Origin of the sequence: Pseudomonas sp. BNK-45 (genome assembly GCF_047456255.1) — a bacterium.
Classification (GTDB): domain Bacteria; phylum Pseudomonadota; class Gammaproteobacteria; order Pseudomonadales; family Pseudomonadaceae; genus Aquipseudomonas.
This window is the reverse complement of record NZ_CP179909.1, coordinates 3,484,402-3,504,388: the sequence shown is the minus strand read 5'-3', so window position 1 is coordinate 3,504,388 and position 19,987 is coordinate 3,484,402. Positions and strand designations below refer to the sequence as shown.

The following is a 19,987-nucleotide window of genomic DNA, read 5'->3' as shown; positions in this document are numbered from 1 at the left end:
CGCAAAATTCGAAGGCGCGTCAGAAAGGTCCTGCCTTGAGCAACGACTAGCCAGCCTGCGCCTCGGCCTGCCCGCAGCCGGCCAGGTAGTCGAACAGCTCGCGACTGGCCAGGGACGGTTGCTCCCGGCGTCGGCAGAGGAACATCTGGCGGTCGGCCCAGGCATCGTCGATTTCGATAAAACGCAAGGCCATCTCCTTGCGGAAGATCTGCACCGCGCCCTGGGGCAGCACTCCCACGCCCTGCCCGGCGGCGATCAGCCGGCACACCGCCTCGAAGCTGCGCACCTGCACCCGCAGGCGCAAGGGCATGCTCACCGCGGCCGCGGCTTCGGTGATCAGCGAGGTGATGGCGGCATTGTCCTCCAGGCCGACGAAGTCATAGCCCAAGAGGTCCTGGAAGCGCGCATGGCTCATCCTGAACGGGTGCTCCCGGGGCACGATCAGGCACAGCCGGTCGCGGCAATAAGGGATGTAGTGCAGGTCCTGGCCCTGCGGGCGCGTGGTGACGATGCCCACATCGGCCACACCGTCACGCACGGCGAGGATGATCTCGCGGCTGCGCTCCTCGCGGATGTCCACGCGAATGCCCGGATGCAGGTCGCTCCACTGGGTCAGCTGCCGGGGCAGCTCCTGGCTCATCGCCGAGCTGTTGGCATAGAGGCTGACCCGGCCGGTGGCGCCCTTGGCGAAGTCGGCCAGGTCGGCGTGCATCACATCCACCGCCCGCAGGATGCTCCGCGCGTGCTCGGCCAGGGCCTGCCCCGCCGCCGTGGGCTGGACCCCGGTGGAAGTACGGATCAGCAGCGCCACCTTGAAATGCTGCTCCAGCAGCGACAGACGCCGGCTGGCCGCCGACAGCGACAGGTGCGACTGCTCGGCGGCCCGGGACAGGTTGCCCAGGGTCAGGGCCTTGAGAAACAGCTCGATGGAAGTCAGGTCCGGGGCCATGGCAGGTTCCTTGTGCGCGGTCGGTGGAAACTACCCAGTCGGGCCGCCCCTGTCCAACCTGCGCCGGCTTCAACGCCCGGAAAAACGCAGCCGCGACAGCTGGCGCAGATCCCCTTCCAGGTAGTAGGCGTTGCTCCAGCTGTCGTCCACCGCCAGCGGCTGCACCTGCTTGAGGGCCAGCTGTTTGGCGAAATAGCGGAACCGGTAGTGCTCGTAGAAACGCAGCAGCTCCAGGCCGTAGCGGTCCGCCAGGTCGGTGTCGCCACGGATGATCAGGAAGTTCTCGTCGTTGCTCTGGCTGGCGCCGACGCTGAGGTTGTGGCTGCCGCTGATGATCACCGGCGAGTCGCTGGTGAAGTCGGTGACGATGGCCTTGGTGTGCACCAGCAGGTTGCCCTTCTGGCCCTTGAGCCCCTCCTTGAGCCAGCCCTCCAGGCCGTTGTTGAGCAGCGCGGTGGCGGCGAACTCGGCGGTGCGATCGGCGTGGAAGCCGGTGATGCGGCTGGCGGTGTTTTGCAGGCCGTAGCGCAGCACATCGTCATGGGGCTGGCCGAGCAAGGCATCGAGAATGCTGTCGGGCAAGGCGAAGGCGGTGACGAACAGCAGGTCGCGGCGGGCGCCGTTGATGATTTCGACGAATTCGCTCAGGTCACCCTGGCCGCTGCGCGGGGAAAACCCGGCGAACAGCGGCGCATCGGCTTGCATGGGGTTGTGCCGGGTCAGCCATTGACGGGTGGCGCCGACGTCCGCGGGGGTCGCCCAGACCTGTTCGAACACCTCCAGGTAGCGCGCGGCAAGCTCGGCGCGGTCGAGGCTGTGCAGCACGTTGGCCTGGCGGTAGACGCCGTTGGCGGTGAAGTTGGTGCTGCCGCAGAGCACCGATTGCGGCTGGCGCTGGCCGGTGGCGTCGAGGCGGCTGAGGACGATGAACTTGTCGTGGAAGATCGCGTGGGTCACCCGCCCGCGTTTGTTGGCCTCGGGCAGGTGCTGCAGGCTGGCCTGGTTCTGCGTGGTGTCGTCGTCCCCGGGGCCAGCGTGGTACAGCACCCGTACTTGCACGCCACGGTCGAAGGCAGCGTTGACCGCGTCAACGACGGCCTGCAACTGGTACTCGTAGATGGCGATGTCCAGGCTCCAGCTGGCGTCCGTGGCACGCTGGATAAAGCCCAGCAGCTCCTCCAGCAGGCCGTTTTCCAGCCATTGCCTGGGCGCGTCCGGCCAGTCCTCGATGGCCAGGTTCCTGTTGGCGCTGAGCTGCGCATCGAGCTCGGGAAACTTGCGCGAGAAGGCCTGACTGGCGGCCACCGCGCGATTGAAGATCACCCGCTGCCCCGGCGGCTGGCCGTTGTCGGCGTCGATGCTCAGTTCCAGGGCCTCGCCCAGTTGCGGCGCCTCGGGGCTGCCATACACCAGGTGCACCCGGTAGTTGAGGGTGGTGCCGGGGTGGACCGCGTAGTCGGCCCAACGAAACTTCTGCAGCGGCGCCTGATCGCTGGGGGTGGCGTTGTATTGCGGGAAGCTGTGGGCCTTGCCGGGAAAGGTCAGGCTGTTGAACAGGAACAGCCAGGGCTTGCTGCCGGTCTGCTTCTCGATGGCGAAGCCCAGCAGCCCCTTGCGCCGTGACGCATCCAGATCCATGGCCAGCAACACCCCATTGGTCCCGGCATAGGCCTTGACCCGAAAATCGTCCTTATCGTTACGCACCAGTACCCGCATCGTTTCACTCCTGTGTTGGCGCAGGCAGTGTAGCCGCTGCCAAGCCTCGGCGAGGCTGCGTAAAGGTCCGCAGGACCTTGCCTGGCGATCGACCGACGAACCTCTGGCGCTCTCAGGGTTTTTGCGGCCCTGCGGGCCGTTCGCAGCCTGCGGCAGCGGCTACAACCTCGGTTTGGTGTAGCCGCTGCCAAGCCTCGGCGAGGCTGCGTAAAGGTCCGCAGGACCTTGCCTGGCGATCGACCGACGAACCTCTAGCGCTCTCAGGGTTTTTGCGGCCCTGCGGGCCGTTCGCAGCCTGCGGCAGCGGCTACAACCTCGCATTGGTGTAGCCGCTGCCAAGCCTCGGCGAGGCTGCGTAAAGGTCCGCAGGACCTTGCCTGGCGATCGACCGACGAACCTCTGGCGCTCTCAGGTTTTTTGCGGCCCTGCGGGCCGTTCGCAGCCTGCGGCAGCGGCTACATCCTCGGATTGGTGTAGCCGCTGCCAAGCCTTGGCGAGGCTGCGTAAAGGTCCGCAGGACCTTGCCTGGCGATCGACCGACGAATCTCTGGCGCTCTCAGGGTTTTTGCGGCCCTGCGGGCCGTTCGCAGCCTGCGGCAGCGGCTACAACCTCGGGTTGGTGTAGCCGCTGCCAAGCCTTGGCGAGGCTGCGTAAAGGTCCGCAGGACCTTGTCTGGTGATCGACTGACAAACCTCTGGCGCTCTCAGAGTTTTTGCGGCCCTGCGGGCCGTTCGCAGCCTGCGGCAGCGGCTACAGGTCGATGTGTTGGTAGGCGGCGTTGAGGCGTGTGGCCAGTTCGCGGGCGCGGCCCAGGCGGATCGGGCCGCGTTCGATGTCGAGCAGCAAGGTCGGGCAGTTCAGGGGCTGCAGCGGCGGCAGGCTTTTCAGGCGGCCGTCGGTGATCAGCAGTACGCGCTGCTGTTCCGCCGGCAGGCGCCGCTGGCGCTGTTCCAGCCACCGGGCCGCTTCGCTCAGGGCTTGTGGCAAGGGGGTGCCGCCAGCAGCACCGAGGCCGTCGAGCCAGTGCCGCAAGTCCTTGGAGGCCTTCAGGCCCTGGACCTGCCAGTTCGGCGCGCGGCCGCTGGCGGTGAGCAGGGCCAGGCGCGCGCGCTGGCGGTAGGCGTCGTCGAACAGTTGCGCCAGCAGGCCCTTGGCGTCGCTCAGGGCGCTGTGACGACGGGTCGAGGCCGAGGCGTCGACGATCACCAGCCACAGCTCATGGGGCGCGCGGCTGCGCAGGCGAAACAGCAGGTCTTCACGCAGCCGTGGCCGGCCCTTGAGCAAGGTGCCGGGCCAGTTGATCGCGCCGCTGCCGGCGGTGCGACTGGCGCCGTGCCGACCTTGATCCAGATGCCCCGCCCGGGGCTTGGCATCCGCCCCCCGGTCACTCTGGGGGCGGATGCCTAGGGCTTTTTTGGCCAGCTGGGCACTTCTCGACGGGCACCGGTGGGCAAGGCCTGGGCCGGCATTTCGCCCCATTGGCCCTGGCCTTCGCTGGGGTTGGCGTTGGTGGATGCCGGTGCCTGGGGGCTTGACCCCGATGCCGGCGCGCTGGGCGCAGTCTCCCGCCGCCGGTGGCGCAAGGCGAACTCGGCCACGGCGTCGATATCTTCCTCGGCAATCGCCGGAGCACCGCGCCAGGCCGCATGGGCGCGGGCCGCGCGCAGCCAGACCAGGTCGGCGCGCAGGCCGTCCACGGCAGCGGCAAAGCAGCGCTCGGTGATCAGCGCCAGGGCCTGGTCGTCCAGCGGGATGCCGGCCAGGGCCGCCCGCGCCTGCTGGCAACGCTCGCGCAATGCGGCCTGGGCCGGGGCCCACTGGGCGCAGAAGCCCAAAGGATCGCTGTCGAAATCCAGGCGGCGGCGGATGATCTGCCCGCGTTCTTCGGGGGCCGGCTGGCCGTTCAAGGCGACGTTGAGGCCGAAGCGGTCCAGCAGTTGCGGGCGCAGTTCGCCCTCTTCCGGGTTCATGGTGCCAATCAACACGAACTTCGCCGAATGGCGGTGAGAAATGCCGTCGCGCTCGATCAGGTTGGTGCCGCTGGCGGCCACGTCCAGCAGCAGGTCCACCAGGTGATCGGGCAGCAGGTTGACTTCATCGACGTAGAGCACGCCACCGTCGGCCTTGGCCAGCACGCCGGGGGAAAACTGTGCCCGGCCTTCGCCCAGGGCCGCATCCAAATCCAGGGTGCCCACCAGGCGCTCTTCGCTGGCGCCCAGGGGCAAGGTGACGAACTGGCCGCTGGCCAAGAGATCGGCCAGGCCCCGGGCCAGGGTCGACTTGGCCATGCCACGGGGGCCCTCGATCAGCACGCCGCCGATCTTCGGGTCGATGGCGGTCAGGCACAGGGCCAGTTTCAGCGCTTCGGCGCCGACCACGGCGGACAGCGGAAAATGGGGGGTGTCGCTCATGTCGGGGGCTCGCTTGGGTCGGGTCGGTGGTGTCCAGGAGGACGCTTTCGCGAGCAAGCTCGCTCCTACAGGCATCGCATTGCCGTTGTAGGAGCGAGCTTGCTCGCGATCGAGTGCGCAGCACTCGCCGCCTCAGGAATCTTCTTCAATATCCAGCAACAGGTGCTCCAGGGCCTCGCGGTACTCGCCGGGCTCTTGCCACAGGCCGCGCTGCTGGGCTTCCAGCAGGCGCTCGGTCATGTCGCGCAGGGCGTGGGGATTATGCTGGCGGACGAACTCACGGGTCGAGTCGTCCAGCAGGTAGGCGTCCGCCAGCAAGGCGTACTGGTGATCGTCGATCAGCTCGGTGGTGGCGTCGAAGGCGAACAGGTTGTCCAGGGTCGCGGCCATTTCGAAGGCGCCCTTGTAGCCATGGCGCTTGACCCCTTCGATCCACTTCGGATTGGCCGCCCGGGAGCGGATCACCCGGTTCAGCTCTTCCTTGAGGGTGCGGATCTTCGGCAGGTCCGGCTGGCTGTGGTCGCCGTGATAGCTGGCGGCCTTGGCTCCGCTGAGGCTTTCCACCGCCGCCAGCATGCCGCCCTGGAACTGGTAGTAGTCGTTGGAATCCAGCAGGTCGTGCTCGCGATTGTCCTGGTTCTGCAGCACCGCCTGCACTTGCCCCAGGCGGGTGGCGAACTGCTCGCGGGCGGCGGTGCCTTCATCCTGGCCGCCATAGGCGTAGCCGCCCCAGTTCAGGTAGACCTCGGCCAGGTCTTCGCGGCTCTGCCACAGGCGACCGTCGATGGCGCCCTGGACCCCGGCGCCATAGGCCCCGGGCTTGGCGCCGAAGATCCGCCAGCCGGCCTGACGCGCCGCGCTGTCCTGGTCCAGGCCGGAGGCGATCAAGGCTGCGCGCTCGGCGCGGACCCTGGCCGCCAGCGGGTTCATGTCCTCAGGCTCGTCGAGGGCCGCCACCGCCTGCACCGCCGCGTCGAACAGGCGGATCAGGTTGGCGAAGGCGTCGCGGAAGAACCCGGACACCCGCAGGGTCACGTCGACCCGCGGCCGGTCCAGCAGGCTCAGGGGCAGGATCTCGAAATCGTCGACCCGCTGGCTGCCGGTGGCCCACACCGGGCGCACCCCCATCAGGGCCATGGCCTGGGCGATGTCGTCACCGCCGGTGCGCATGGTGGCGGTGCCCCAGACCGACAGGCCCAGGTGCAGCAGGTGATCGCCGTGGTCCTGCAGGTGGCGTTCGAGAATCAGGTTCGCCGACTGAAAACCGATGCGCCAGGCGGTGGTGGTGGGCAGGTTGCGCACGTCCACCGAATAGAAGTTGCGCCCGGTGGGCAGCACGTCCAGACGCCCGCGGCTGGGCGCGCCGCTGGGCCCGGCGGGGACGAAACGCCCGCTCAGGGCCTCCAGCAGGCCGCGCATTTCCGCCGGGCCGCAGGCGTCCAGGCGCGGCGCGACCACCTCGCGCAGGCCATCGATAATGCTCTGCACCGGCTCCCAGCCGGGTTCATCCAGCTGCGCCAGCGGGCCCTGGAGCGCCGCCTCGATCAACTCGGCGGCATACAGCTCCAGGCGCTCGCGCGTATCGCCGGCGGTGCGCCAGAGCCCATCGCTGATCTGCCGCAACGGCTGCGGTCGGCGTCCGGTCCAGGGTTCGGCCAGGGCACAGTCCAGCGGATCGAAGCCCAGGCCGAAGGCCTTGGCCAGGGCCCGCAACAGACTGGCGTGGGCGCCCTTGCCATCGCCCCGGGGAATGCGCAGCAAGGCCAGCAGGGTGTCGAGGCGCAAGCGGCCCTCGGGGGATTCGCCGAACACGTGCAGGCCATCGCGGATCTGCGACTCCTTGAGGTCGCACAGGTAGGTGTCCAGCCGCGGCAGCCAGATGGCGGCGTCGGCGTCGCTGTCGAGCGCGCCCTCCAGTTGCAGCTCGCGGTCGATATGGGTTTCGCGCACCAGCTGCAGGATGTCCCGTTGCAGCTCGCGGGCACGACGTGGGTCCAGCAGCTGGGCTTCGTAGTATTCGTCCGCCAGCAGTTCCAGGTTGCGCAGCGGGCCGTAGGTTTCGGCGCGGGTCAGCGGCGGCATCAGGTGGTCGATGATCACCGCCTGGGTGCGGCGCTTGGCCTGGGCGCCCTCCCCCGGGTCGTTGACGATGAACGGGTAGATGTTTGGCAGTGGCCCCAGCAGCGCGTCCGGCCAGCAGCTCTCCGACAGGCCGACGCCCTTGCCCGGCAGCCACTCCAGGTTGCCGTGCTTGCCGACGTGGATCAGCGCATGGGCACCGTAGGCCTGGCGCAGCCAGAAGTAGAACGCCAGGTAGCCGTGGGGCGGCACCAGGTCCGGGTCGTGGTAGACCGCGCTGGGGTCCACCTGATAACCCCGGGCCGGCTGGATGCCGACAAAGGTCAGGCCAAAGCGCAGGCCGGCGATCATCATCCGCCCGTTGCGGAACATCGGGTCCTGCTGGGGGGCGCCCCAGCGTTGCAGCACCGCCTCGCGATTGGCAGGCGGCAGGGCCTGGAACATTGCCGCGTAGTCCTCCAGGGCCAGGCTTTGCAGGCACGGACGCTGGTCGAGGCTGTCCAGGTCGTTGCTGACCCCGCCGAGCAACTGCTGGATCAACTCGGTGCCGCTGGCGGGCAACTCGGCCGGCAGCGGATAGCCTTCGGCGTGCAGGGCCTTGAGGATGTTCAGCGCCGCCGCCGGGGTGTCCAGGCCGACGCCGTTGCCGATGCGCCCGTCCCGGGTCGGGTAGTTGGCCAGCACCAGGGCAATGCGCTTGTGGCCGTTGTCCAGGCGCCCCAGTTCGACCCAGCGCCGGGCCAGCTCGGCGACAAAATCCATGCGTTCGGGCTGGCCGCGGTAGCACACCACGTCCGACTGGCTGCGCTCGCTGCGCCAGGCCAGGTCCTTGAAGCTGATGGGCCGGCTGATGATGCGTCCGTCCAGTTCCGGCAAGGCGATGTGCATGGCCAGGTCCCGCGGGCCCAGGCCCTGCTCGCTGTCGCGCCAGCCCGGCTCGTTGTCCTGGGCGCAGATGGCCTGGATCACCGGGATATTGCGGCGGAACGGCCGCAAGTGCGGCGCCTCGGGGCTGGACTGGGCAAAGCCGGTGGTGTTGAGGATCACCCCGGCCGCGGTTTCATCCAGCCAGTCTTCCACCTGGCTCAGGCAGCCGGGCTCCTTGAGGCTGGCCACCGCTATTGGCAAGGGGTTGAGGCCCACCGCCAGCAAACGCTGGCAGAACAGGTCGATAAATCCGGTGTTGGCCGCCTGCAGGTGGGAGCGGTAGAACAGCAGCGCCGCCACCGCTTGACCAGGCTGCCAATCGGCCTGCCAGTCGCTGAGGGCGGCCTGGCTCTTGTGCGGGTGATAGATCGCCGTGCGTGGCAGGGTCTGCGGTTCGCTCCAGGGATAGTCGCGCCCCAGCAGGCCGCTGGCCAGGCAACGGTAGAAATTCAGCGCGTTGTCCCGCCCGCCCTGGCGCAGGAACTGCCACAGTCGATCGCGCTCGACGGGGCCCACGGTGCTCAGGTCGCTGAGTTCCGGGTCCGGGCGGTCGTCCCCCGGCACCAGGATCAGTTGCACCCCGCGCTGGGACAGCTCCACCAGCCGCTCGACGCCGTAGCGCCAGTAGCCGATGCCGCCGTGCAGGGAGATCAGGATCACCTTGGCGTGGCGCAGCACCTGGTCGACATACAGGTCCACCGAAGCGTGGTTCTGCACCTGCATCGGGTTGGCCAGGCGAAAGCTGGGGTAATCCTCGGGCAACTGCTCGGCGGCATCCGCCAGCAGCGCCAGGCTGGAGTCGCCGCTGCACAGGATCACCAGCTCGGCGGGGGTTTGTCCAAGGTCGGCAATGTTGTCATCCGACACGAAACCGCCGGGCTGGGTCCTGAGCAGGTGCATGGCTTACACGCTGAGGGCGGCGCGCAGTTGCGCTTCGAGTTGGGCGGCGTCCAGCTCCTGGCCGATCAGTACCAGGCGCGTGGTGCGGGCTTCGTCAGCGCCCCACTTGCGGTCGAAGTGCTTGTCGAAGCGGGTGCCCACGCCCTGGATCAGCAGGCGCATCGGCTTGTTGGGGATCGCGGCGAAGCCCTTGACCCGCAGGATGCCGTGCTTGACCACCAGCTGGGTCAGGGCGTCCAGCAGCAGGCTTTCGTCGGCCTGGGGCAGTTCGATGGAGATGGAATCGAAGGCGTCGTGATCGTGGTCGTCGTGATCGTCATCGCCGTCGTGGTGATGGTCGTGGTGGCTGTGACGGCTGTCGATGTGTTCCTCGGAACCGGCGCCCAGGCCCAGCAGCACGTCCAGCGGCAGGCGGCCGCTGCTGGCTTCGATGACTTTCACCGCCGGCGGCAGTTCTTCGGCCACTTCCAGGCGCACCTTGGCCAGGTCTGCGGGGTCGATCAGGTCGGTCTTGTTGAGGATCACCAGGTCGGCGCTGGACAGCTGGTCGGCGAACAGCTCGTGCAGCGGCGATTCGTGGTCCAGGTTGGGGTCGAGCTTGCGCTGGGCGTCCACTTGGTCGGGGAACGCGGCGAAGGTGCCGGCGGCCACGGCCGGGCTGTCGACCACGGTGATCACCGCGTCGACGGTGCAGGCGCTGCGGATTTCCGGCCACTGGAAGGCCTGGACCAGCGGCTTGGGCAGGGCCAGGCCGGAGGTTTCGATGAGGATGTGGTCCAGGTCGCCACGGCGCGCCACCAGTTCGCGCATCACCGGGAAGAACTCTTCCTGCACGGTGCAGCACAGGCAGCCGTTGGCCAGCTCGTAGACCCGGCCGCTGGCCTCTTCCTCGGTGCAGCCGATGGAGCATTGCTTGAGGATCTCGCCATCGATGCCCAGCTCGCCGAACTCGTTGACGATCACCGCGATGCGCCGGCCCTGGGCGTTGTCCAGCATGTGCCGCAGCAAGGTGGTCTTACCCGAGCCAAGGAAGCCGGTGACGATGGTGACGGGAAGTTTGGCCAGTGTTTTCATCGGATGCCCCTTGGCAAAGGTGGCGGGCATACGGGACGAGAGCCGCAGCGCAGAGGCGCGCGGAGATTTCGCCACCGGATCACCCCGCCCGGTTGTAGTGAGAATCTGGGATCGAGGCAGGTCTCCTGGCTGAGGGCTTGCCAGTCGTCGGACCGGCGGTTGCTGCGCCTTCCCGCCGGCGTTCTGGACGCGCAGGCAGTGGCCTTGCAGAAACGAAACCCTTCACAGTTGCGGGGGCAGCCGCGGCATCGACCGCGTTCCCTTCTTAGCTTCGACCGCCGGCCGAAGAACCTCGAACGCGCAAGGCTACGCAGAGCGCGGGGGACGGTCAATCGGCAATGCAGCGCCTCGCGCAATTGACGGCATCACCCCGCCCATGATTTGCTACGCGCCTTGTTACGGGTGCCCTTCACAGGGTGAAACGGGAAACCGGTGAATCACGTGCTTAACTAAAAAGCCGTGACCAGTCCGGTGCTGCCCCCGCAACGGTAAGCGAGCGAAGTGTCAGATCCACTGTGCCATGGCATGGGAAGGCGACACTTGCCGGCACGGTACGACATCAGTCGGCCCCTGCCCCTCGCGAGCCCGGAGACCGGCCCGCAACACACACATAACAAACCCGCGGTGGGCGGGCGCTGTTGCAAACCCTGCGTGCTCCTCACGCGGGGTTTTCCTGCGCTCCTCCCCCGCCGACACTCCAAAGGGAAGCGCCATGTCGATCATCAGCAGCACCAGCCATTCCGCCAGCAGCACCTCCACCCTGAGCCAGCGTCTGGTGGCCGCCATCGGCGCGTCGCTGCTGGGCGCCTGCCTGGTGTATTTCGCCGGTTTCTCCCATGTCGAAGCGGTGCACAACGCCGCCCACGACACCCGTCACAGCGCCGCCTTCCCTTGCCACTGAGACCTGCCGACATGATCAAGCGTATTGCGCAAACCGCAGGGTTCACCGGGCTGCTGGCGGCCCTGCTGCTGACCCTGCTGCAAAGCTTGTGGGTCGCTCCGCTGATCCTGCAGGCGGAAACCTATGAACAGGCCCCGGCCGCCCAACCCCATGAACACGCCGCCGGCGCCATGACCGCGCACAGCCACGATGCCGAGGCCTGGGAGCCGGAAGACGGCTGGCAGCGCACCCTGTCCACCACCGGCGGCAACCTGGTAGTGGCGGTCGGCTTCGCCCTGATGCTGGCCGGGCTCTACACCCTGCGCGCGCCCAACCGTGCCTCGCAAGGCCTGCTCTGGGGTCTGGCCGGGTATGCGACCTTCTGCCTGGCCCCCACTCTGGGCCTGCCTCCGGAATTGCCGGGAACCGCAGCCGCCGACCTGGTGCAGCGCCAGGTGTGGTGGATCGGCGCTGCCGCTTCTACTGCCGTGGGCCTTGCCCTGATCGCGTTCGCCGGCCACTGGCTGCTGAAACTGCTGGGCGTGGCGATTATCGCCGTGCCCCACGTGATCGGCGCGCCCCAACCTGAAGTGCACTCGATGCTGGCGCCAGAAGCCCTGGAAGCACAGTTCAAGATTGCCTCGCAGCTGACCAATGCCGCCTTCTGGCTGGCCCTGGGCCTGATCAGCGCCTGGCTGTTCCGGCGCAAGAACACGGACCTGTACCCGGCATGATCGAAAGGCGCGCGGCGCCGGCCCTGGTGGTCGGCCTGGGGTGCCAGAAGGGCTGCCCGGTGACCACGCTGCGCGCCCTGCTTGAGCAGGTGCTGCAAGCCCACGGCCTGGAGAGCGGGCAACTCCTGGCCCTGGCCAGCATCGACTTGAAGCGCAGCGAGCCCGGCCTGCTGCAACTGGCGGATCAACTGGCCCTGCCGCTGACCTGCTTCAGCAGCAGTCAACTGGCGCCTTTTGCCTCGCGCCTGAGCCACCGCTCGCAGATCGCCTTTGAACACAGCGGCTGCTACGGCGTTGCCGAAAGCGCCGCCCTGGCCCTGGCCGAACAGTTGCACCCCGGCCCGGCCCGGCTGTTGATCCCCCGCCAGAAATACGCCCAGGCCACCCTGGCATTGGCCGCCAGCCGGTAGACTGGCCGACAATTCCCCGTCGCGAACATGAACATCGTTCATCTGCGACCCTGTTCCCGCCCTTTTTTCACAGGAGACAGCCATGACTGTCTATTTCATCGGTGCCGGCCCCGGCGACCCGGAGCTGATTACCGTCAAGGGCCAGCGCCTGATCCATCGCTGCCCGGTGATCATCTACGCCGGCTCGCTGGTGCCCGCGGCCGTCCTCGAAGGTCACAGCGCGGACCGGGTGATCAACAGTGCCGAACTGCACCTGGAACAGATCATCGAGGCCATCAGGCACGCGCACGACCAGGGCCAGGATGTGGCCCGGGTGCATTCCGGCGACCCGAGCCTGTACGGCGCCATCGGCGAACAGATTCGCTGCCTGCGGGAGCTGGGCATTCCCTACGAGATCGTCCCCGGCGTCACCGCCACTGCCGCCTGCGCCGCCTTGCTGGGGGCCGAATTGACCCTGCCGGATGTGTCCCAGAGCGTGATCCTGACCCGCTATGCGGACAAGACCGCCATGCCCGCCGGTGAAGACTTCGCCAGCCTCGCGGCCCATGGCGCCACCATGGCGATTCACCTGGGGGTCAACCACCTGGAGAAGATAGTCACCGAGCTGCTGCCCCATTACGGCGCCGACTGCCCGATTGCCGTGGTACACCGGGCCACCTGGCCGGACCAGGACTGGGTCCTGGGCACCCTGGCGGACATTGCCGAGAAGGTTGCGGCCAAGGGCTTCCGGCGCACGGCGCTGATTCTGGTGGGCCGGGTGCTGGCCACGGACGCGTTCAGCGAATCATCCCTGTACCGCGCCGGACACGCGCACCTCTATCGCCCCTGAGCCCTTTGCGGGAACTGGCTTGCCAGCAAAGGCAATCTCGGCATTGGCCCAAGGCTTGAGGGCCCTTTCGCCGGCAAGCCGGCTCCTACGAAGGCTTATTTCGGGAGGCGCTGGTTTGCGGGCATAAAAAACGGCGCTCACGGGGCGCCGTTTTTTTGTTCGCAGCGAACGCCTTAGTAGTAGGCGTTTTCTTTCTGCGTGTGGTCGGTGACATCACGTACGCCCTTGAGCTCGGGGATGCGCTCGAGCAGGGTGCGCTCGATGCCTTCCTTCAAGGTCACGTCGGCCTGGCCGCAGCCCTGGCAACCGCCACCGAATTGCAGCACGGCGATGCCGTCGTCCACCACGTCGATCAGGCTGACCTGGCCGCCGTGACTGGCCAGCCCCGGGTTGATTTCGGTTTGCAGGTAGTAGTTGATGCGCTCGTTGATCGGGCTGTCGGCATTGACCATCGGCACCTTGGCGTTGGGCGCCTTGATGGTCAGCTGGCCACCCATGCGGTCGGTGGCGTAGTCGACCACCGCGTCATCGAGAAAGCCTTCGCTGAAGGCGTCGATGTAGGCGGTGAAGCTTTTCAGGCCCAGGGCCTTGTCTTCGGGTTTCTCTTCGCCCGGCTTGCAATAGGCGATGCAGGTCTCGGCGTACTGAGTCCCTGGCTGGGTGATGAAGATGCGGATGCCAATCCCCGGGGTGTTCTGCTTGGACAGCAGATCAGCCAGATAATCGTGGGCGGCGTCGGTAATGGTTATGGCGCTCATGGTGGTTCCTCGCAGACGTGGGCGCAGTTTACGCCAATCGACGCCGCTGACAAAGTCCTAGTATTTTTGTCGGGATAGACCTTGGTATAGGTCACCCCCGGGGCCCGCCAGCGGGCGTCCCGAGGGCCGATCACGGCGCTATGTCAGAGGTTTTCGTAACGGTTCATGTCCATGACCCCGGCTTCCAGCGGATCGACTTCCTGCAGGTAGCGGGTCTGATCGTGAAAGTACTGCCAGAACTGCGGGTGACTGCGCCGGATACCCCAGCGCTCGACCACCCTGTCGAAACTTGCGCCATCCCGGACCGCCTGCATCGCCTCGACAAAGGCCGGCACCTGATCGGCCGGAACGTTGAAGATGAAGTTCGGGTAACTGCTGAGAATGCCCGGGAAAATCGTCAAGGTGTCCAGCCCCGGCTGATAACGCAGGGATTCGCCGAGCATGAAGGCCACGTTACTGTGGGCGCGGTTGCGCAGCATGCTGTAGAACTCGCGCTTGCCACTGGCGGTCTGGACACGCAGCAACGTCGCCTCGGGCAGTTGCTCGATGACCTTGAGCCCCGCAGCAGGACGCGACGCCAGGCGACTCAGGGCCTGCTCGGCGTCCTGCAGCGCCGGGTCGATGTTCGGGCGCGAACAGTAGGCGCCGTTGCAGCGGTTGATCGGGTCCGGCTTGGCGTTGAGTTCGCCATAGCGAGTCAGCAACTGGTTGACGAAGTCCTTTTTCGGGTCTTGGGGGTCGAGCTTCAGCGCGCTGCGCTTGTCGTCGTCGATGGACTCGTAATCCAGCCACATCTTGAACTTGCCGCTGTTCTGGTACCAATCGTCGAGGAAGTCCTCACGGCTGCCGGCCGGCATCAGGCGCAGGAAGTTCTGCTCGGCGCCGTTGCGGATCAGGTCGAAATACAGCCGGGTCTGGGCCTGGTGGGAGACGTTGCCGAACACGTCGAAGTTCACCGCCAACTGATAGTAGGTGCGCTCCAGCAACGGGTAGTCGAACAGCCACATCGTCTGCGGCACTTCGCCGATCAGGCCCTTGGTCACCGAGGCGCTGTCGAAGTGGCGGAAGATGCTCAGCAGCGCGTTGTCGTTGCCGGCCCACAGGCTGGACCAGCTGGGCGCCGGGGCATGGGCATAGAAGTCGCGGCGCAAGGCTTCGTATTCGTTGCGCTTGTCGCGGTAGGCCAGCCACAGGCTGAGCACGCTGCCGACGTCGTCGTTCTGCCCGGGCATGGCCAGCAGCGGCGTGGCCTGGCCGCGATAGACCGGGTCGGTGATGTACAGGTCGTGTTCCGGAGCCTGGAACAGCGCCCAGAAGTTGTCGCGAATCACATCCGTGGCGATCTGCCCGCGGCACACCGGACCGCGAATGAAGGTCCGCACGAAGTATTCGGCGTTATCCAGCATGAACTGGTAGCGGGCCTTGGCCGGAATCGCCTCGAAGGTCTCGAACGGGTTGGCCCGGCGCGCCGGTCCGTAGCCCGGCAAGGCGGTGACCTGCCAGTCGCCGCTGTAGAACAGGGTCTTGACCCGGGCCATCTTCGCCGCGCTCAGCGGGTAGGTGATGTGGGTCTTGTGCACGATCACCCCCTGCACCGGCCATAGGCGGTAATACACCTGGGTGCCCGGATCGTCGTTGGGGCGTCGGGTGTTGATCAGGTCGATCGGCTGGCCGCTGGGGGTACGCGAGCGCACCCACTGGAAGAAGTGCCCCGGCTCGCCGCCTTCGAAATAGATATGGGCCAGGAACCAGTGCTCGTAGAGCCAGCGCGCCACCAGGCTTTCCCGCGCGCCGGGGGCGTTGAGCAGGTTCTCCCACTGGGCCACTTGCAGGCTTTCCCGGGCACTGGGGGCCAGGCCCTGTTCGTCGATCGGCGCGCCGGAGGCCAGCCAGCGTTGCAGGGTCTGGTACTGCTGGTCGGTGAGGCCGGTGACGGCCAGGGGCATGCCTTCCTTGGGATGAGCACCGGCATAGGCGTCGAACTCCGCCGGCTGCGGGCACATGTTCTCGCGGCTCAAGCCCAGCACGATCTCGCTGGGCAGCTTGGCATTGGGTTGCAAGGGGGTGCGGTGGCCGAGTTCGAGCATGCGCGCCATCAGCGCTGCCTGGCTGCCCTGGGCGTCGAGCACCGAATAGAAGCCCTGGCGCTGCCAGGCCGCCTTGCCGCTGGCGTCATAGAACAGCCGCGTGGGCGCCTGGGCCTTGCTGCGCTCACCGTCGTACACCGGAATCTTCGACGCGCCACGACCGGCCCCTTCGCCGCTGCCCAGGTTGAGCTGACAGGCGGAGTCGTAGCAGGCATGACAGGCCACGCACTTCTCGGTAAAGATCGGCTGGATGTCGCGGGTGTAGGAAATGGCCGGTGCGGGACCTTGGGCCATGCACAATGAACTGAGCAGCAGCAAAGCGCTGGCAACGACAAAACGGTACGGCATGTCCCTGGTCCCGAAAGTAAAAAAAACGCCGCGATTCTACCGATGTCGCCCGGCCACCAACATGAGCGATATTCATGCAAAACCCGCACATGCCGCAAAACCATGCAGGTTTGTTATGATCCACGCCCTTCGTAATGGCCCTACCAGGTAGTTCTCATGTCTGATCGCAGTGCTCGCCTCCACGCTCTCCAGCAAGCCCTCAAAGAGCGCATTCTGATTCTCGATGGCGGCATGGGCACCATGATCCAGAGCTACAAGCTCGAGGAGCAGGACTACCGTGGCAAGCGCTTCGCCGACTGGCCCAGCGACGTCAAGGGCAACAACGACTTGCTGGTGCTGACCCGTCCCGACGTGATCGGCGCCATCGAAAAAGCCTACCTGGATGCCGGTGCCGACATCCTCGAAACCAACACCTTCAACGCCACCCAGGTGTCCCAGGCCGACTACGGCATGGAAGAACTGGTCTACGAATTGAACGTAGAAGGCGCCCGTCTGGCACGCAAGGTGGCGGATGCGAAAACCCTCGAGACCCCGGACAAGCCGCGCTTCGTCGCCGGTGTCCTGGGCCCGACCAGCCGCACCTGCTCGCTGTCGCCGGACGTCAACAACCCCGGTTACCGCAACGTCACCTTCGATGAACTGGTGGAGAACTACACCGAGGCCACCAAGGGCCTGATCGAAGGCGGCGCCGACCTGATCCTGATCGAGACCATCTTCGACACCCTCAACGCCAAGGCGGCGATCTTCGCCGTGCAGGGCGTGTTCGAGGAGTTGGGTTTCGAACTGCCGATCATGATTTCCGGAACCATCACCGATGCCTCCGGCCGTACCCTGTCGGGCCAGACCACCGAAGCCTTCTGGAACTCCGTGGCCCACGCCAAGCCGATCTCGGTGGGCCTGAACTGCGCCCTGGGCGCCAGCGAGCTGCGCCCGTACCTGGAAGAGCTGTCGAACAAGGCCAGCACCCACGTTTCGGCACACCCCAACGCCGGCCTGCCCAACGAATTCGGCGAATACGACGAACTGCCGGAACAAACCGCCAAGGTCATCGAAGAGTTCGCCCAGAGCGGTTTCCTCAATATCGTCGGTGGTTGCTGCGGCACCACCCCGGGGCACATCGGCGCCATCGCCAAGGCCGTGGCCGGCTACGCCCCGCGGCAGATCCCGGACATTCCCAAGGCCTGCCGCCTGTCGGGCCTGGAGCCCTTCACCATCGATCGCAACTCGCTGTTCGTGAACGTCGGTGAACGCACCAACATCACTGGCTCGGCGAAGTTCGCCCGACTGATCCGCGAGGACAACTACACCGAAGCCCTGGAAGTCGCCCTGCAGCAGGTGGAAGCCGGCGCCCAGGTGATCGACATCAACATGGACGAGGGGATGCTGGATTCGAAGAAGGCCATGGTCACCTTCCTCAATCTGATCGCCGGCGAGCCGGACATCTCCCGCGTGCCGATCATGATCGACTCCTCGAAGTGGGAAGTGATCGAAGCCGGCCTCAAGTGCATCCAGGGCAAGGGCATCGTCAACTCCATCAGCATGAAGGAAGGCGTGGAGCAGTTCATTCACCACGCCAAACTGTGCAAGCGCTACGGCGCCGCCGTGGTAGTGATGGCCTTCGACGAGGTCGGCCAGGCCGACACCGAGGCGCGCAAGAAGGAAATCTGCAAGCGCTCCTACGACATCCTGGTCAACGAAGTGGGCTTCCCGCCGGAAGACATCATCTTCGACCCGAACATCTTCGCCGTGGCCACCGGCATCGAGGAACACAACAACTACGCGGTGGACTTCATCAACGCCTGCGCCTACATCCGCGATGAGCTGCCCTATGCCCTGAGCTCCGGCGGCGTGTCCAACGTGTCGTTCTCGTTCCGCGGCAACAACCCGGTGCGCGAGGCGATCCACTCGGTGTTCCTGCTGTATGCGATCCGCAATGGCCTGACCATGGGTATCGTCAACGCCGGCCAGCTGGAGATCTACGACCAGATCCCGCAGCAGCTGCGTGACGCCGTGGAAGACGTGGTGCTCAATCGCACCGCCAATGGCACCGATGCGCTGTTGGCCATCGCCGACCAGTTCAAGGGCGACGGCAGCGTCAAGGAAGCGGAAACCGAGGAATGGCGCAGCTGGGACGTCAACAAGCGCCTGGAACACGCCCTGGTCAAGGGCATCACCACCCACATCGTCGAAGACACCGAGGAGTCGCGCCTGAGCTTCAGCCGCCCGATCGAGGTCATCGAAGGCCCGCTGATGTCCGGCATGAACGTGGTCGGCGACCTGTTCGGCGCCGGCAAGATGTTCCTGCCCCAGGTGGTGAAATCCGCCCGGGTGATGAAACAGGCGGTGGCCCACCTGATTCCGTTCATCGAGCTGGAAAAGGGCGACAAGCCGGAAGCCAAGGGCAAGATCCTCATGGCCACGGTCAAGGGCGACGTGCACGACATCGGCAAGAACATCGTCGGCGTGGTCCTGGGCTGCAACGGCTACGACATCGTCGACCTCGGGGTGATGGTGCCGGCGGAGAAGATCCTCCAGGTGGCCAAGGAACAGAAGTGCGACATCATCGGCCTGTCCGGGCTGATCACCCCGTCCCTGGACGAGATGGTCCATGTCGCCCGCGAGATGCAGCGCCAGGATTTCCACCTGCCGCTGATGATCGGTGGCGCCACCACCTCCAAGGCCCACACCGCGGTGAAGATCGAGCCCAAATACAGCAACGACGCGGTGGTCTACGTCACCGACGCCTCGCGCGCCGTGGGCGTGGCCACGCAGTTGCTGTCCAAGGAGCTCAAGGCCGGCTTCGTCGAGAAGACCCGGGAGGAGTACGTGGAAGTGCGCGAGCGCACCGCCAACCGCAGCGCTCGTACCGAACGCCTGAGCTACGCCGCGGCCATCGCCAAGAAGCCGCAGTTCGACTGGGCCGGCTACCAGCCGGTCAAGCCGACCTTCACCGGCGCCCGGGTGCTGGACAACATCGACCTCAAGGTACTGGCCGAATACATCGACTGGACGCCGTTCTTCATCTCCTGGGACCTGGCCGGCAAGTTCCCGCGCATCCTCGAGGACGAAGTGGTGGGTGAAGCCGCCACCGCGCTGTACAAGGACGCCCGGGAGATGCTCGACAAGCTGATCAACGAGAAGCTGATCAGCGCCCGCGCGGTGTTCGGCTTCTGGCCGGCCAACCAGGTGCTGGACGACGACCTGGAAGTCTACGGCGACGACGGCCAGCCACTGGCCCGCCTGCACCACCTGCGCCAGCAGATCATCAAGACCGACGGCAAGCCGAACTTCTCCCTGGCGGACTTCGTCGCGCCCAAGGACAGCGGCATCACCGACTATGTGGGCGGTTTCATCACCACCGCAGGCATCGGCGCCGAGGAAGTGGCCAAGGCCTATCAGGACGCCGGCGACGACTACAACTCGATCATGGTTAAGGCCCTGGCCGACCGCCTGGCCGAAGCCTGCGCCGAGTGGCTGCACCAGCAGGTGCGCAAGGACTACTGGGGCTATGCCCAGGACGAGCAGCTGGACAACGATGCGCTGATCAAGGAGCAGTACAGCGGCATCCGCCCTGCCCCGGGCTACCCGGCCTGCCCGGACCACACCGAGAAGAGCACCCTGTTCGCCCTGCTCGACCCCGAGGCCAGCGAAGGCCGCGCCGGGCGCAGTGGCGTGTTCCTCACCGAGCACTTCGCCATGTTCCCGGCGGCGGCGGTCAGCGGCTGGTACTTCGCCCACCCGCAGGCGCAGTACTTCGCCGTGGGCAAGGTCGACAAGGACCAGGTGCAGAGCTACACCGAGCGCAAGGGCCAGGACCTGGCCGTGAGCGAACGTTGGCTGGCGCCGAACCTGGGCTACGACAACTGATCAGGCGCGGCAGGAGC

At 66.4% G+C, this 19,987-nt stretch carries 13 protein-coding genes and 2 riboswitches; of the genes, 5 read left to right on the top strand and 8 right to left on the bottom strand.

The features are described from left to right. Nucleotides 1–46: 46 nt before the first annotated feature. From ACMGG8_RS16295 to cobW, 6 genes are all read right to left on the bottom strand, one after another. Nucleotides 47–949 carry a LysR family transcriptional regulator gene (locus ACMGG8_RS16295; RefSeq protein WP_060839958.1) on the bottom strand — a complete coding sequence of 301 codons (903 nt, stop codon included), beginning with the start codon at nt 947–949 and terminating at the stop codon, nt 47–49. Between the two features lie 69 nt (nt 950–1,018). Continuing rightward, complete coding sequence (locus ACMGG8_RS16290) at nt 1,019–2,665, bottom strand: phospholipase D-like domain-containing protein (protein ID WP_414157918.1); 1,647 nt, start codon at nt 2,663–2,665, stop codon at nt 1,019–1,021. Nucleotides 2,666–3,416: 751 nt separating this feature from the next. Beyond that, nucleotides 3,417–4,145, bottom strand: a complete 729-nt coding sequence (locus tag ACMGG8_RS16285) for a vWA domain-containing protein (protein ID WP_414157917.1) — start codon at nt 4,143–4,145, stop codon at nt 3,417–3,419. After that, a complete protein-coding gene (locus tag ACMGG8_RS16280; protein WP_414157916.1) occupies nt 4,070–5,077 on the bottom strand; it encodes an ATP-binding protein in 1,008 nt (335 codons plus the stop codon). The genes ACMGG8_RS16285 and ACMGG8_RS16280 overlap by 76 nt, the downstream gene beginning before the upstream one ends. A gap of 132 nt (nt 5,078–5,209) precedes the next feature. Continuing rightward, nucleotides 5,210–8,983: a cobaltochelatase subunit CobN gene (gene cobN / locus ACMGG8_RS16275; RefSeq protein WP_414157915.1), complete on the bottom strand. Its 3,774-nt coding sequence runs from the start codon at nt 8,981–8,983 to the stop codon at nt 5,210–5,212. A gap of 3 nt (nt 8,984–8,986) precedes the next feature. Beyond that, on the bottom strand, nt 8,987–10,057 hold the full coding sequence (cobW, locus tag ACMGG8_RS16270) for a cobalamin biosynthesis protein CobW (protein ID WP_060843996.1): 1,071 nt from the start codon (nt 10,055–10,057) through the stop codon (nt 8,987–8,989). A 97-nt stretch (nt 10,058–10,154) separates the two neighbouring features. Next, nucleotides 10,155–10,367: riboswitch (cobalamin riboswitch) on the bottom strand. Nucleotides 10,368–10,440: 73 nt separating this feature from the next. Beyond that, a riboswitch (cobalamin riboswitch) is annotated at nt 10,441–10,673 on the top strand. A gap of 96 nt (nt 10,674–10,769) precedes the next feature. Between cobW and ACMGG8_RS16265 the strand changes: the two genes are divergently transcribed. The 4 genes from ACMGG8_RS16265 to cobM all read left to right on the top strand — a co-directional run bounded on the left by ACMGG8_RS16265 (nt 10,770) and on the right by cobM (nt 12,910). Continuing rightward, complete coding sequence (locus ACMGG8_RS16265) at nt 10,770–10,958, top strand: CbtB domain-containing protein (protein WP_414157914.1); 189 nt, start codon at nt 10,770–10,772, stop codon at nt 10,956–10,958. Between the two features lie 11 nt (nt 10,959–10,969). Beyond that, on the top strand, nt 10,970–11,671 hold the full coding sequence (locus tag ACMGG8_RS16260; RefSeq protein ID WP_414157913.1) for a CbtA family protein: 702 nt from the start codon (nt 10,970–10,972) through the stop codon (nt 11,669–11,671). Continuing rightward, nucleotides 11,668–12,081: a cobalamin biosynthesis protein gene (locus ACMGG8_RS16255; protein ID WP_060839966.1), complete on the top strand. Its 414-nt coding sequence runs from the start codon at nt 11,668–11,670 to the stop codon at nt 12,079–12,081. The genes ACMGG8_RS16260 and ACMGG8_RS16255 overlap by 4 nt, the downstream gene beginning before the upstream one ends. 82 nt (nt 12,082–12,163) lie before the next feature. Further along, entirely contained in the window at nt 12,164–12,910 is a 747-nt protein-coding gene (cobM, locus tag ACMGG8_RS16250) for a precorrin-4 C(11)-methyltransferase (RefSeq protein ID WP_108545603.1), read from the top strand. A gap of 173 nt (nt 12,911–13,083) precedes the next feature. On the opposite strand, the gene nfuA is transcribed toward cobM, so the two are convergent. Both nfuA and ACMGG8_RS16240 read right to left on the bottom strand, forming a co-directional pair. Then, nucleotides 13,084–13,668: a Fe-S biogenesis protein NfuA gene (gene nfuA, locus ACMGG8_RS16245; protein ID WP_047305029.1), complete on the bottom strand. Its 585-nt coding sequence runs from the start codon at nt 13,666–13,668 to the stop codon at nt 13,084–13,086. Between the two features lie 143 nt (nt 13,669–13,811). Beyond that, nucleotides 13,812–16,103, bottom strand: a complete 2,292-nt coding sequence (locus ACMGG8_RS16240; protein WP_060844000.1) for a fatty acid cis/trans isomerase — start codon at nt 16,101–16,103, stop codon at nt 13,812–13,814. Nucleotides 16,104–16,259: 156 nt separating this feature from the next. Here ACMGG8_RS16240 and metH point away from each other — a divergent pair, with 156 nt between their 5' ends. Further along, nucleotides 16,260–19,970 (top strand): methionine synthase, encoded by a 3,711-nt coding sequence (gene metH, locus ACMGG8_RS16235; protein WP_414157912.1) that lies wholly within the window; start codon nt 16,260–16,262, stop codon nt 19,968–19,970. Nucleotides 19,971–19,987 lie beyond the last annotated feature (17 nt).

Excerpts from the sequence above, each read along its gene's own strand:
- ACMGG8_RS16295 (WP_060839958.1), bottom strand. The coding sequence starts at position 949 with ATGGCCCCGGACCTGACTTCCATCGAGCTGTTTCTCAAGGCCCTGACC.
- ACMGG8_RS16290 (WP_414157918.1), bottom strand. The coding sequence starts at position 2,665 with ATGCGGGTACTGGTGCGTAACGATAAGGACGATTTTCGGGTCAAGGCC.
- ACMGG8_RS16285 (WP_414157917.1), bottom strand. The coding sequence starts at position 4,145 with ATGGGGCGAAATGCCGGCCCAGGCCTTGCCCACCGGTGCCCGTCGAGA.
- ACMGG8_RS16280 (WP_414157916.1), bottom strand. The coding sequence starts at position 5,077 with ATGAGCGACACCCCCCATTTTCCGCTGTCCGCCGTGGTCGGCGCCGAA.
- cobN (WP_414157915.1), bottom strand. The coding sequence starts at position 8,983 with ATGCACCTGCTCAGGACCCAGCCCGGCGGTTTCGTGTCGGATGACAAC.
- cobW (WP_060843996.1), bottom strand. The coding sequence starts at position 10,057 with ATGAAAACACTGGCCAAACTTCCCGTCACCATCGTCACCGGCTTCCTT.
- ACMGG8_RS16265 (WP_414157914.1), top strand. The coding sequence starts at position 10,770 with ATGTCGATCATCAGCAGCACCAGCCATTCCGCCAGCAGCACCTCCACC.
- ACMGG8_RS16260 (WP_414157913.1), top strand. The coding sequence starts at position 10,970 with ATGATCAAGCGTATTGCGCAAACCGCAGGGTTCACCGGGCTGCTGGCG.
- ACMGG8_RS16255 (WP_060839966.1), top strand. The coding sequence starts at position 11,668 with ATGATCGAAAGGCGCGCGGCGCCGGCCCTGGTGGTCGGCCTGGGGTGC.
- cobM (WP_108545603.1), top strand. The coding sequence starts at position 12,164 with ATGACTGTCTATTTCATCGGTGCCGGCCCCGGCGACCCGGAGCTGATT.
- nfuA (WP_047305029.1), bottom strand. The coding sequence starts at position 13,668 with ATGAGCGCCATAACCATTACCGACGCCGCCCACGATTATCTGGCTGAT.
- ACMGG8_RS16240 (WP_060844000.1), bottom strand. The coding sequence starts at position 16,103 with ATGCCGTACCGTTTTGTCGTTGCCAGCGCTTTGCTGCTGCTCAGTTCA.
- metH (WP_414157912.1), top strand. The coding sequence starts at position 16,260 with ATGTCTGATCGCAGTGCTCGCCTCCACGCTCTCCAGCAAGCCCTCAAA.